Genomic DNA, 12,336 nt, shown 5'->3' on the forward strand with positions numbered 1-12,336 from the left:
TTGGTCACATCACGACAGCCCACGCTTGCCTTATCCTTGACGTTCCAAAATCCTATATCTCCCTCGATTTTTCCCTTGCCAGCTCCCGCGAAGCCCTTAAAAGGGGGCAGGACCGGACAACAGGGATTGAGTTATTGACTTGCTTAAATCCTTTTGTTTTCAATGGGTTCGGAGGATTTAATAATATCCTATAAAAGTTCCTGATGGCTGACAAGATGTCCATTGGCCCCACCAGAAGGCCCATATCCAGTATCCCTTTTTCCAGACGATCCTTGATCTCATCGGCAGTAGCACTGTAAATATTGTACTGCACCAGCGGATTTTCCTGACGAAATGTTGCGATCCATTGAGAGAGCGTGTGCATACTCAGGATTTCGCCGCTGCCAATGGACAGCTCACCGGTGAGGGAACCTTCGGTTTTCACAAACTCCCGCTCTGTTTTGCCGGCCAGGTCGATCAGCTCCTGCGCCCGCCGCTTCAACAGTATCCCGTCATCCGTCAGGGTGATGCTGTGTTGCCCACGATGAAAGAGCTTTGTTCCCAGTTCCTGCTCCAACTGTATGAACTGCCGGGAAAGGGTGGGCTGGGTGACATGAAGCAGTTCCGCCGCTCTGGTGATATTTTCTTCTCTGGCTGCCAATAAAAATAGCGCAAACACGAAGTTCCATAGAAATCCCCCTTTGTTCACCCACTGCACAGCTAAATATAATAGATAGCCGTACCTTGCGAGCATCGGACATATTAAAGCCGTGGCTCTATAATACAAGCATGGTTCAAAAAGTTGGTGAACAGCCAAGTTTTTGACAATGCTTGTATTTTTTTGTGAGGTGGAGGTGCAAATGACACGAACGGAGGTGAGCCGCGATTTCAGCGTCAGTGAATCTCTGCTCAGCAGCTATGAAGCGTCCGGATTGATTTGGTGTCCCCATGGTACGGATGGTGAACCGATCGATCAGGAGCAGGAAGTTCGGTCGGTAGGACTGATTCGTTCCCTGCTGGACACCGGGATGGAACAGGATGCTTTGCAAATGACCGCAGTTATTTTTGCGGTCATGCGGGACAACAAACTCTACAAGCCGGTTTTGCCTGCCGCTCCTTCAATTCGCACACACATTTGCGAACAGTGTTGGCGCTCATCTATACTGCTCTACTGATGGTCTTGTAGCTGGGCCAGCATTGGCAGGTGCTTCGATTCTCACAGTAGATCGAGGTAGCTGTGGATCAGTTTGTCACTCCGCAGAACATCGATCTTTCCCATGTTCGCTAGCGTGGTGAGCTGGTTGGGGTTACGGACCTGGGCATTCAACTCGGAGAGAATATCATCCAGACCACCTGCTTGTACAATCTCCTGACCCAGAACGCAGATGTACAGGTAGTCTGTGTCGGTTCCGTTGCCGGAGCACAACGATTCGGGAAAGGAGAAGGACATCTCAAAGGGCACCCGCAAGCGGAGTGCCGCAATGGGGGCAGAGTTTGGAGACGTCTTTTTCAGCCATTTTTCTGTGCTCCTTCTTTCACTCAAAAATCGCGTTGGCGATGCTCACCTCGTGGCCGCAGCGGTTGTCGATGTCGGTGCTGTTGCGGGAGAAGCGGGTGCCGTCAAAATACAGGGCCTGGTCGCTGGGGACACTCTCCAGCAGCACGGCGGTCTCGTTGCCCTGAAACAGGTTGCCGCTGTACATGTGGTCGTTTGGGTTGTCGCTGACGGAGTTGAAGTGGAAACCCACGGCGTTGTTCTCAAAGACGCAATTTTTGGCATTAACCCAGGAGTCGCCATAGCACAGCACCCCAGTGCGCCACCCGGACAGGCGGCAGTCGGTAAAGTTGATCCGGGCGGAGGCGGATACCCCAACGCCCTCTCCGCCACCCACAAAGTCGATGCCGTTGAACTGGCAGATGTAGCCCTTCTGGGCAGTGGCCTGGAGGGTGTCGGTGAAGGTGGTCCGGCTCCCGTCCGGGCTTTCGCTTCCCACCAGGTTCATGGACCGCCCCTCCAGCACTAAGCTCCCCTCGTAGGTGAGGGCGGGCAGGTGGAGGTAGACGATGATATTGGCGGGAATAGTCTCGTTGACCTCATCTACCAGGAACTGAAGGTCCTCCATAGTGTCCATCGGTGCGTCCTCTGGGTAAAAGTGCCGGGTGGGGACCACCCCCAGCACCATCCGCTGGTACAGGTGGATGGTGTCGCCGTTCTGCATACGGATAGTCCAGCGCAGCTCCATATCGCCGCTGTGGCCGGTGTAGGTGAGGATGCTGGCACGGGCGGCCTCCGGGGCGAAGTCGTAGACCTGAGGGGGCGTATACTGCCAGGGCTCGGGGCCGTCGCTCCCCTGAAGAAGCTCCACGGTGATATCTTCCACCTTGCGCAGGAAGGCCTCCTTGGCGTTGACTCCGGTGTCCACATGGTTGACGAACAGGCGGGAGGGCTTGTTGGCGGTGGTCCCCTCCTCCAACTCCTCCGAGTAGTCGGTCATGGGCTGGAATCGGTCGCCGAAATAGTTGAGGAGGAGCTGATAGGAGCCGCCGCTGTCGGTGTAGATCACTTCAGCGGTGCCGTTGTCGTAGACCTTGGGCCGGGTATAGAGCCAGGCCGTCAGCACCGCAGCCAGGACAAGGAGGACCATCAGGGCGCTCTGGAGCGCCCGCCCAGGCAGCCGCCTGGGCGGATGAATTTCCCGGCGGTCGTTGACGCTCCGGGCGCAATGAGGACAAAAGGACGCCTCCTTGTGGATGGAGGCGGAGCAGTGAGGACAGGATTTCATCTCAAATCGCCTCCATCAGGTGCAGCACATCCTTGTACCGCTTGGCCGGATTGACCTGGGTACACCGCTGGATCACCCGGCCCATCCGGCCCTCGGCCAGCCGCTTGGAGGGGTGCTGGCCGGTGAGCATCACATTCATCAGCACCCCCAGGGAGTATATGTCCGTCCGGGTGTCCGACTGGCCCAGACCGTACTGCTCCGGGGCGGCAAAGCCGGTGGTGCCCAGAATCTGGGTGTCCGCCTCCGCCTCTGGCTTGTGGAGGCGGGCGGCGTCGAAGTCAATGAGCACCGCATCCCCTCCGCGCAGAATCACGTTCTCCGGCTTGATATCCCGATGGACGGCGGCCATGGAGTGCAGCACCCACAGCCCCTGACACAGCTGCCGGATAACTCTCCTGGTCTCAGCGAGGGTGAACAGGGCCCCCTCCAGCAAAAAGTCCAAGGTGTCCCCCTGGATGAATTCCTCAATTACAATATTTTCCCCACTTTGCTCCGCCACCTCATAGACGGTGGGCAGATAGGGGCAGGAGCAGTCCAGCAGCCGTTGGTAGACCTCCCCATTGCCGGTAAAACGGCGGAGGATGAACTGCCGGACGGTGGCCCGATGCTGGATCAGCCGCACGCTGCCCCGGGGACTCTCTTTTAAAAGGCGGACCTCCTCAAATTCGGTCCGCAGTTGTTCTGACAGCCAGGAATAAATGACGATCACCCCAAAATTAAAACACTATGCAGCCAGCATATTGTATCTGACGGCAGAGTTTTGTACAATTGTGACTATATTATATCTGCTTCTCTGAGAGAAGTAAAGGGGATGACGGGATATGAAGGAGAAGTCCACCGGAGATTTGAGTCAGGAGCTGATGAACCAGCCCAACCTGGACCAGTATATCACAGAAAACGAGGCGTACTTCGCGGATGTGGACGTATCCACGTTTCTGACAAATCTTTATGAGAAATGCGGCCTGTCCAAGGCGGAGCTGGCCCGGCGGGCGGAGATGAGCGAGGTCTACCTCCACCAGGTTTTTTCCGGGCGGCGCAGGCCATCCCGGGACCGGCTGCTGTGCCTGTGTGTCAGCATGGAGGTCAGTCTGGAGGATACTCAGCGGCTTCTGAAACAGGTGGGCTATGCCCCCATCTATCTCAAACTGAAACGGGATGCCATCATTGGCCACGGCATTCTCCATCGCACGCCTCTGACGGAGGTCAACGACAAGCTGTTTTCCGAGAATGAAAAGACGCTGTTTTAAAGGAGGAGACCGCCATGTCAGCCACCACTCAAACCCTCTGCTATAACTGTTTCCGGTCGATAGCCGACCCAGCCGCCCCCTGCCCCCACTGCGGCTTTGACCTGGAGGAGAACCGCCAAAAATTCCCGGTAGCCCTGCGGGCGGGAACCGTCTTAAATAACCGCTATATTGTGGGCCGGGTGCTGGGTCAGGGCGGCTTCGGCATCACCTATGTAGCCTTCGACACCCAGCTCCAGGCGAGAGTGGCAATCAAGGAGTATATGCCTAACGAGATCGCCACCCGTATCGAGGGCACCACCGTCTCAGTGGCTATGGACACCCGGGCGGACGACTTCACCTATGGCGCGGAGCGTTTCCAGGAGGAGGCCCGGACCCTGGCCAAGTTCATCGGCCACCCCAACATCGCGGGCGTGTCCAGCTACTTCGACCAGAACGATACCTCCTACTTCGTCATGGACTACATCGAGGGCGTGAGCTTCAAGAGCTACATCGCCAACAACGGCGGGAAGGTCAGCGTGGACGAGACGCTGAACGTGATGATCCCCGTCCTGCGGGCGCTGACAGCCGTCCACGCCGAGGGCTTCATCCACCGGGACGTGACCCCGGACAACATCTACATATCCAAGGACGGCAACGTGAAGCTGCTGGACTTCGGCTCGGCCCGGTACAGTATCGGGGACAAAAGCAAGAGCCTGGACGTGATCTTGAAGGTGGGCTACGCCCCCAAGGAGCAGTACATCCGCCGGGGCCGTCAGGGGCCCTACACCGACGTGTACTCCTGCGCCGCCTGCTTCTACGCCGCTTTGACGGGCTACTTGCCCCCGGAGTCTCTGGAGCGGCTGGACCACGACGAGCTGGTGCCCGTCTCCCAGGCGGGGGTGGACATCCCCGAGTGGCTGGACAAGGCGATTTTGAAGGGCCTGGCCGTCCAGCCGGAGGACCGGTTCCAGTCCGCCGCCGAGTTTTTGGACGCCATCGAGAACCAGCTGGTGGTGGACGTGCCCGCCGCCGGACAGACCGCCCCCGCCCCGCAGAAAAAACCCAAAACCGCCCTCATTGCCGGGGTCGCCGCGGCGCTGGTGGTGGTTGTGGGCGTGGGAGCCTTTCTGGCAGGCCGGGGCGGCGGGGGGATGTCCCCCGATTCCAGTGCCCCCGGGACCGGAGGCGGAGGGGGCGGCGGACTTATCCCCATGATAGATATGCTGGGGCCCAAGGTCACCATTGCCGGACGAGAGTACAGCGCTAACGTGGAGGAGCTGGATCTGAACGATCTGGGCAGGATCAGCTTTACCGAAGAGGACCTGCAAACCATTCAGGGTATGGCAAATCTGAAGCGCCTGAGAATGTATTCCAATTCAATGACGGATTTGCAGTGGGTATCGCAGATGACCCAACTGGAACAATTGGAGATCAGCGGAGAAAATGCGATCTATGAAAATCTGGATTTTCTGTCCGGGCTGACCGGGCTGGAGGTTCTGCGTCTGCCAATCACGGCTCAGGGAATGGGGTCCTATGATATCTCCGCTTTGGCAAATCTGACAGAACTGACTACCATCAGTATCCCGCACAGCGTCAAGGACCTGACGCCGCTGCAAAACTTGACCAAGCTGGAATCCCTATCTCTGGAAGACGGCTATATGTCTATGGAGAGAGACTCCTTTACCTCTTTGGAGCCGTTGAAAAATCTGGTCAATCTCAAAAGGCTGTACATCCGTGTGACCAGCAATATCGGCAAGGAACCGGTAGACCTGATGCCTTTGGCGGGGCTGACGAATATGGAGGACCTTTCCATCAATGTAGACAACTATGTCCAGGAGAATGGCGTAATCTATTGTTCCATCTCCAGTCTGTCTGCGCTGTCTGAAATGCAAAAGCTGCAATCACTGACGCTGCGAGTTGGGGGATTGACGGATATCTCCCCCTTGCGAGAGCTGAAAAACTTAGATACTCTGATAATCAGCGATGTGAGTGGGGCGAAAATTACCGATTGGTCCCCGGTGGACCATGTGGCAACCGTTGTCGGAAGAGATTAAAAAGGAGGGATTTTACCATGGCACAGATCGAATGCGGCCGGGGCCACCTCTACGACCCGGACAAGTACCCCGCCTGCCCCTACTGCAACGGCGGGCAGAAAATCACGGCGGTCTCCGCCGGACGGACCGCCCCCATTGGCCGCTCGGTGCTCTCGCCCAACCGGACCGCGCCGGTGGGCGGCACCGCTGTGACCGCGCCCAGTAAGACCGCGCCGGTGGGCGGGCTATCGGTGACCGCACCCCAGAAAACCGCCCCCCTGTCCGGGGCCATTCCGGTCACCGCCGCCCAGAAGACCGCCCCGCCCCGGGGCTACGGCGTCCCCCAGCCGGAGCCGGCCCAGACCGCTCCCCCGCCGGGCTTCGGCGTCAGCGTGACGGCGGCGGGCAAGACAGTAGGCATGATGCAGTCCCAGATGGGATTCGACCCGGTGGTGGGTTGGCTGGCCTGTGTGGCCGGCCCCAGCCGGGGCAAGAGCTACACCATCCGGGGCGGGATGAACTCCATTGGCCGCAGTGAGCGGATGGACATTGTAATCACCGGCGACCTGAAAATATCCAGCGAGAACCACGCCAAAATCAGCTACAGCGACAAGAAAAATCGCTTCAACATTCTCCCCGGCGAGGGACGGAACATCGTCTACCTCAACGACGAGGAGGTATTCACCCCCATGCCGCTGAAGGCTTACGACCTCATCGACTTCGGGGAAACCAAGCTGCTGTTTGTCCCCCTGTGCGGCGAGCGATTCACCTGGAGGATGGAGGAGACGGATGGGACTGTTTAAGCTGTTTTCCCGGGAAAAGGCCAGGCCGCCGGAGTCTGAGCCACCGGCGGAGGAGTCGCCGGCCATCCGTGTGGCCAACGTCCAGGGCCAGGGGGAGCGGGAGCGACAGGAGGACTCCTTCGCCATTGTCAACGCCGCTGACCTGGAACTCCAGGAGACCCAGGGGCTGCTGGCCCTGGTGGCCGACGGCATGGGCGGCATGGAGGACGGCAAAGCCGCCAGCCAGTGGGCGGCGGAGTGCTTTCTCCAGCTGTTCCAGAAGCGGGAGTCAGAGGACATCCCTGACTGGTTTTACCGCAGCGTCCACACTGTCAGCGACAGCGTGTTCCAGTGTTTTGGCGGCCGCAGCGGGACCACTCTGGTGGCCGTCCACATCCGGAAGGGGCTCCTCCATTGGCTCAGTGTGGGGGACAGCGGGATTTTTCTCATGCGAAACGGCGGGGTCTTCCAGCTCAACCGGGAGCACACCTGCCTCAATCAGCTTCTCTCCCAGGAGCTGGAGCGGGAGCCTATGGACAAACAGCGGGCCCTGTCCGACCCGGACGCCCCCCGGCTGACCTCCTTTGTGGGCATTGACCGGCTGGCCGAGGTGGACCTGAGCCTGCGGCCCATGGAGCTGCAAAGAGGAGACGTACTCCTGCTGTGTTCCGACGGCATCAGCGGCGTACTCACCCCGCCCGAGCTGATGGAGTGTATGTCCCTGAAGCCGGAGGAGGGCTGTGCCCTGCTGGAGCAGATGGTTTTGGAAAAAGGCGTGTTAGGGCAGGACAATTACACCGGTGTTTTGATCGCGTATCAATCATCAGAAAGAATGGAGAGCTGTAAATGAAGCGGATTCATCATTTTGCCGTGGCGCTGCTGGCTGTGCTGGTCCTCAGCATAAGTGCCCTGCCAGCGTTTGCTGACTTTAACCAGGGTTCTTTGGACGGTATTGTCATGATTACCACCGGCGCGCCCGACCGGGACGGAACCATGAATTATTGGCGGGGTACCGGCTTCTTTGTGGGAAAGGCAGGGGAAGATCCCCAGTACATCGTCACCAACTGCCATGTGGTGGAGGAGTTCATCCTGGCGGGCAAGGCGCTGGGGGGCGGGGAGCTCCACGTCCGCTTTGACAAGGACGACGAGGCGGAGGCCTACCTGGTGGACTACGATGCGGAGAAGGATGTGGCCATCCTCCGGCTGGCGGACGTCACAGACAAGCGGGTTTCGTTGCAGATGCGGGTCCCTCCCGAGGACAGTCTGGGCAGCGAAGCCTACGCCGTGGGCTACCCCGCCGCCGCCGACCTGACCGTTCAGGCGGTGAACTCCTTCAGCCAGAAGGACGCCACCGTCACCACTGGCAGCATCAGCCGCTTCCTCACCGAGAGCGGCACCGGCCGCAAGCTGATCCAGACCGACGCATCCTTGGGGGGCGGCAACTCCGGCGGTCCCCTCATTGACGGCACTGGGGCGGTGATCGGCATCAACACCGCCGGCTCCAAGCTGGACTCCAACCTGTTCTACGCCGTCAGCGTGGCGGAGGTCCTGCCCCTGCTGGACAAGAACAGCATCCCCTATACCCTGACCGCTGAGGCCAAATCCGGCGGCAATACCATGCTCTATATGGGCATCGGCGCGGCGGTTGTGGCGGTGATTGTGATTGTGGCTGTAGTGCTGAGCAGAAAGAAGAAGCCCGTCCAGAGCGACCCGGAACAGAAGACGGAGAAGGGAGGGACCCCCGTCCTGCGCTCCATGGCCCCCCAGCACGGGGGGATGGTGGTCCAGCTCCACGGCCAGCCGGTGCAGATCGGCCGGGACGCGGCGGTCTGCCGCCTGGTCTATCAGGACGGCACCCCCGGTGTGAGCAATAAGCACTGTCAGGTGTACTTCGACCAGGGTCAGTTTGTGGTTACCGACCTGAACTCCACCTACGGCACCTTCCTGTCCAACGGACAGCGCATTGCCCCCAACACCCCGGTAAAGCTGCCGCCCAAGAGCTCCTTCTATCTGGGAGAGGCGGACAACACCGTCTATGTGGATCTGGAGTAAGCCATGAGAATTTCAGCCTATTGCTTTACCAACCGGGGAGGCCGGGACCACAACGAGGACAGCGTGCGCTGCTTTGCCGGGGAGGGCTGGGGTGTCTTTGTGGTGGCCGACGGCCTGGGGGGGCACGGAAAGGGCGAGGTGGCCTCCGCCCTGGCGGCGGACATCCTCTTTCAGGGCTGCTTGGACAGCACCCCCGGCCATGAGGACCTGCTGGAGTTGTTCCAGCGAGCCAACGAGACGGTTATGTCAGGACAGGGGGAGCCTGGCCAGGAGGAGATGAAGACCACCGCCGTGGTCCTGTCCATCGGCGGAGACCGGGCAGTATGGGGGCACATCGGAGATTCCCGGCTCTACCGCTTCTCCGGCGGGACGCTGACCCAGGAGACCCGGGACCACTCGGTCACCTTTATGAAGTATCTGGGCGGTGAGATCTCCTATATGGACATCTGCCACGACGACGACCGGTCCAGTCTGCTGCGGGCACTGGGAAAACTGCCCTGCAAGCCCGAGGCGGGCCAGGCGGACCTGTTGCCCGGGGACGCCTTTCTGCTGTGCTCCGACGGCTTTTGGGAGTACGTCTACCGGGAGGAGATGCTGGCTGATCTGCTGAAATCGGAGACGCCGGAGCAGTGGGCACGGAATATGCTGCTGCGCCAAATCCGGCGCACACCGGAGAGGAACGACAATTTTTCCCTGATTTGCGTATTTGTGGAGGAGCTATGAAAAAATTTGCATCCCTGGCCCTTTCCTTGGGGCTGGCCGTTGCGCTGTGCGTCAATGCCCTGGCCGCCGGCAGCGCGGAGATTGTCCGGGCCTTTGTCTGCGAGGGGACGCTGTACACCTATGTGTCCATGGACGGGATGGAGAAGCCCGTCACCAAGGCGGAGGCCAAGGTGGGCGGGCAGACCTTCTCCGCCACCGGCCGGTTGGAGACCGTCCGTCAGGCGGGGGCTCCGGTGACCTGGCTGCTGCTGGTGGACAACTCTACCTCTATGCCCGCCTTTCGTGAGGAGACCGAGACCTTTGTCCAGGCGCTGTCCCAGTCCGGGGGGGAGAACACCCGCTTCATCTTGGCCACCTTCGGAGACGCTTTCAACGTTGTGGAGGAGGATGTCCCCGCCGGGGAGTTGGCGGAGCGGGTGGGGACGCTCCCCTTCGACGAGAGAGTCACCCGGCTCCACACCGCCATCAGCCAGGCGCTGGACTATTTTGAGGAGACGCCCCGGGAGCGGAACGAGCTGCGGTGCATGGTGATTTTGTCCGACGCGGTGCAGTACGACCCCCAGGGAGGCGTGCCCTACGGGGAGCTGCTGGAGCGGGTGGAGCACTCCGATGTGATGCTCCATTCGGTGGGGCTGGGGAAAGACCGGGTGTCATTGGACAGTTTGGGACGGTTGGCCTCCGCATCAGGCGGTATTCATCAGGAGGCGGATATCCGGACGGCGGAGGAGGCCGCTGTCCGGCTGGCTGAGAGCAGCGGCGGACTGTATGTCACCGGCTTTGACCTGTCGGGCTATCCCTCTGAGGGGGGCACAGAGCAGATATCTGTCACCTTCGCCTCCGGCGGGGAACTGATTTGCCGGGCGGAGACAGAGGTGGAGATACCGGAACTGACGGACGCGCAGCCCGCCGTCGAGCCCTCGGAGCATCAGGAACCACCGGCCCAGACGCCCGGCGGCGGGGCCGGCCCGTCCGCCCCTGCCGCCGCCCAAAAGAGGCTGCCGGTTGGACTGATTGCAGGGATTGCTGCTGCGGTGCTGGCTGTTATAACTGCGGGAGCTGTACTTCTGCGGAAGAAACCCGCTGTTCCGAACAGCTCTGTCTGGCCGTCAGGGATCTATATGCGCCTGGAGCTGGTCCGGGGAGAACTGGACAGCGGACAGAACCAACAGGAACTGGAGCTGCTGGACGAACTGATAATCGGTGCCGATCCGAACTGCGATATTGCGGTAAAAAGCGAAAATACCGCCCCCCGGCATGTTCGGCTGTTCTCTGTGGAGGGTGCGGTGTATGCAGAGGCGCTGAATACCTCCAGCGAGACACGGGTCAACGGGGAGGAAATTCAGAAGAGCCGGAGATTGCGCAGCGGGGATGAGATCACGGTAGGCAGTGCCGTAATTCGTCTGAAATTTTAACAGGGAACGGTGGTCTTGTTTACAACGGTTTTTTCTTTTCTGCTGCTGGGCAGATAGTAATTTTTGTGATATAATTTAGAAAACAATGCAGGAGGCAACCATTTGTGATTGAAAAAATCCCCAAAATGGGGGACACTATCCGGTCATTTACAAATTCTTTTGATTCCTTCCAGACGAAGGTCCCCTATCTTACACTATATAGGCAGACGGCAAATCCAATCAAAATGCCAGACAGCAGTATACCGTATCTGTATCTTTTGATTGCTGGCTCAATGAGGCTTTATACGCCATCAGGCATTATGGATTATGTAGCAGGACAGTATTCTATTTCTGCCATTGATACACCGACCTCTGGTTACGCACTGGCCTTTTCGGAACAAGAGGATTTCCTTGCGCTATCAATCAATTTCACTTTGGATGATGTAGTTTCTATCGCTTTGGAAATAGAGGGGGATTTAGTCGAAAGAGTTATGGCAGAAAAGGTGCTTCCGCAGAGTATGGAAAACTCTGATGCTCATATCATTGATGCTGTCTCTCGATTACTGTCTATGCTTGGGGAAAATGACCAGCTTTCATATATGGCAAAGCATCTCAAGCGAGAGATCATTTTTTACGCGCTCTGCGGCACTTGTGGAAAACAATTTTTACAAAGTATGATTGGTATTCAGCAGGCCGGGGAGATATATGAAGCAAATAGTTGGATAAAGCAAAACTATAAAGAAGTTTTTACCGTTGAAGAATTGGCTGCCCGAAAAAACATGAGTGTTTCGGCATTTCACCAAAAATTCAAAAGTGTAGTAGGAATGGGGCCTTTACAATGCCAAAAGCGATTAAGGCTTACCGAAGCCAGACGGTTGATGCTGAACGAAAATGCAAGTGTTACTGAGGCATCCACAGAAGTTGGCTATGAGAGTGTTTCTCAGTTTATTCGAGACTACAAAAAGATGTTCCATACTCCGCCAAAAGGAGATGTGCAAAATCTTCGCCATCAAATGAAACCAAGGGCATGACCCAACCTGTGCGGATCATGCCTTTGGAGCAAATCAAACTTACTTTGTCAGTTCTTCAAAGACCGATACCACATACTCAGCGATTTCACAATCCTCCCGCTCAGAACCGCCGCCGACGCCAATTCCGCCAACGATTTTTCCGTTGCAAAACAGCGGATACCCACCGGCAACCAACGTAATCTTGGGGTCATTGGTTTGGATTGCCATAAGGGACGCGCCTTCGGCGGCAGCGGCGGCTACATCCTTCGTCTTACACTGCGTAACAGCGGCAGTATATGGAAAGCCACTATGCGGCGCAGGTCAGCCATGATCTCTATCGCGAGCAAACAACAGCCC

Annotated in this window: 12 protein-coding genes and 1 pseudogene; 9 read left to right on the plus strand and 4 right to left on the minus strand. The window is 58.2% G+C overall.

The genetic code is table 11. The annotated features are described in order from the left end of the window. Positions 1-52: 52 nt before the first annotated feature. On the minus strand, positions 53-688 hold the full coding sequence (locus tag D1646_RS16320; protein ID WP_347565236.1) for a LysR family transcriptional regulator: 636 nt from the start codon (positions 686-688) through the stop codon (positions 53-55). Positions 689-839: 151 nt separating this feature from the next. Here D1646_RS16320 and D1646_RS16325 point away from each other — a divergent pair, with 151 nt between their 5' ends. Beyond that, complete coding sequence (locus D1646_RS16325) at positions 840-1,154, plus strand: hypothetical protein (RefSeq protein ID WP_160637493.1); 315 nt, start codon at positions 840-842, stop codon at positions 1,152-1,154. A gap of 360 nt (positions 1,155-1,514) precedes the next feature. Here D1646_RS16325 and D1646_RS16330 read toward each other — a convergent pair whose 3' ends face one another. Together D1646_RS16330 and D1646_RS16335 are read right to left on the minus strand one after the other, a co-directional pair. Beyond that, on the minus strand, positions 1,515-2,762 hold the full coding sequence (locus D1646_RS16330; protein WP_160637494.1) for a zinc ribbon domain-containing protein: 1,248 nt from the start codon (positions 2,760-2,762) through the stop codon (positions 1,515-1,517). Between the two features lies 1 nt (position 2,763). Beyond that, positions 2,764-3,471, minus strand: a complete 708-nt coding sequence (locus D1646_RS16335) for a protein kinase (protein ID WP_160637495.1) — start codon at positions 3,469-3,471, stop codon at positions 2,764-2,766. Between the two features lie 112 nt (positions 3,472-3,583). Between D1646_RS16335 and D1646_RS16340 the strand changes: the two genes are divergently transcribed. From D1646_RS16340 to D1646_RS16375, 8 genes are all read left to right on the plus strand, one after another. Then, positions 3,584-4,009 carry a helix-turn-helix transcriptional regulator gene (locus tag D1646_RS16340; protein WP_160637496.1) on the plus strand — a complete coding sequence of 142 codons (426 nt, stop codon included), beginning with the start codon at positions 3,584-3,586 and terminating at the stop codon, positions 4,007-4,009. Positions 4,010-4,023: 14 nt separating this feature from the next. Continuing rightward, positions 4,024-6,042 (plus strand): protein kinase, encoded by a 2,019-nt coding sequence (locus D1646_RS16345; protein ID WP_160637497.1) that lies wholly within the window; start codon positions 4,024-4,026, stop codon positions 6,040-6,042. Between the two features lie 17 nt (positions 6,043-6,059). Further along, positions 6,060-6,824 (plus strand): FHA domain-containing protein, encoded by a 765-nt coding sequence (locus D1646_RS16350; RefSeq protein WP_160637498.1) that lies wholly within the window; start codon positions 6,060-6,062, stop codon positions 6,822-6,824. Next, positions 6,811-7,653, plus strand: a complete 843-nt coding sequence (locus D1646_RS16355) for a PP2C family serine/threonine-protein phosphatase (protein ID WP_160637499.1) — start codon at positions 6,811-6,813, stop codon at positions 7,651-7,653. Before D1646_RS16350 ends, D1646_RS16355 begins: the two co-directional genes overlap by 14 nt. Beyond that, positions 7,650-8,855 carry a trypsin-like peptidase domain-containing protein gene (locus D1646_RS16360; protein WP_160637500.1) on the plus strand — a complete coding sequence of 402 codons (1,206 nt, stop codon included), beginning with the start codon at positions 7,650-7,652 and terminating at the stop codon, positions 8,853-8,855. Before D1646_RS16355 ends, D1646_RS16360 begins: the two co-directional genes overlap by 4 nt. 3 nt (positions 8,856-8,858) lie before the next feature. Continuing rightward, positions 8,859-9,578, plus strand: coding sequence for a PP2C family serine/threonine-protein phosphatase (locus D1646_RS16365; RefSeq protein ID WP_160637501.1), 720 nt, complete (start codon positions 8,859-8,861; stop codon positions 9,576-9,578). After that, positions 9,575-10,990 carry an FHA domain-containing protein gene (locus D1646_RS16370; protein ID WP_160637502.1) on the plus strand — a complete coding sequence of 472 codons (1,416 nt, stop codon included), beginning with the start codon at positions 9,575-9,577 and terminating at the stop codon, positions 10,988-10,990. Before D1646_RS16365 ends, D1646_RS16370 begins: the two co-directional genes overlap by 4 nt. 104 nt (positions 10,991-11,094) lie before the next feature. Next, positions 11,095-12,000 carry an AraC family transcriptional regulator gene (locus tag D1646_RS16375; RefSeq protein WP_160637503.1) on the plus strand — a complete coding sequence of 302 codons (906 nt, stop codon included), beginning with the start codon at positions 11,095-11,097 and terminating at the stop codon, positions 11,998-12,000. Positions 12,001-12,039: 39 nt separating this feature from the next. Here D1646_RS16375 and D1646_RS16380 read toward each other — a convergent pair. Beyond that, positions 12,040-12,264: pseudogene (locus D1646_RS16380) on the minus strand (heme-binding protein); the annotation flags it as partial. Between the last annotated feature and the right edge of the window lie 72 nt (positions 12,265-12,336).

This window comes from Pseudoflavonifractor sp. 60, from assembly GCF_009911645.1.
In the GTDB taxonomy this organism is placed as follows: Bacteria; Bacillota; Clostridia; order Oscillospirales; family Oscillospiraceae; genus Lawsonibacter.

What these genes read in the sequence shown, in the direction of transcription:
- D1646_RS16355 (WP_160637499.1), top strand. Translation starts at nt 6,811, where the DNA reads ATGGGACTGTTTAAGCTGTTTTCCCGGGAAAAGGCCAGGCCGCCGGAG.
- D1646_RS16330 (WP_160637494.1), bottom strand. Translation starts at nt 2,762, where the DNA reads ATGAAATCCTGTCCTCACTGCTCCGCCTCCATCCACAAGGAGGCGTCC.
- D1646_RS16340 (WP_160637496.1), top strand. Translation starts at nt 3,584, where the DNA reads ATGAAGGAGAAGTCCACCGGAGATTTGAGTCAGGAGCTGATGAACCAG.
- D1646_RS16360 (WP_160637500.1), top strand. Translation starts at nt 7,650, where the DNA reads ATGAAGCGGATTCATCATTTTGCCGTGGCGCTGCTGGCTGTGCTGGTC.
- D1646_RS16345 (WP_160637497.1), top strand. Translation starts at nt 4,024, where the DNA reads ATGTCAGCCACCACTCAAACCCTCTGCTATAACTGTTTCCGGTCGATA.
- D1646_RS16325 (WP_160637493.1), top strand. Translation starts at nt 840, where the DNA reads ATGACACGAACGGAGGTGAGCCGCGATTTCAGCGTCAGTGAATCTCTG.
- D1646_RS16350 (WP_160637498.1), top strand. Translation starts at nt 6,060, where the DNA reads ATGGCACAGATCGAATGCGGCCGGGGCCACCTCTACGACCCGGACAAG.
- D1646_RS16365 (WP_160637501.1), top strand. Translation starts at nt 8,859, where the DNA reads ATGAGAATTTCAGCCTATTGCTTTACCAACCGGGGAGGCCGGGACCAC.
- D1646_RS16370 (WP_160637502.1), top strand. Translation starts at nt 9,575, where the DNA reads ATGAAAAAATTTGCATCCCTGGCCCTTTCCTTGGGGCTGGCCGTTGCG.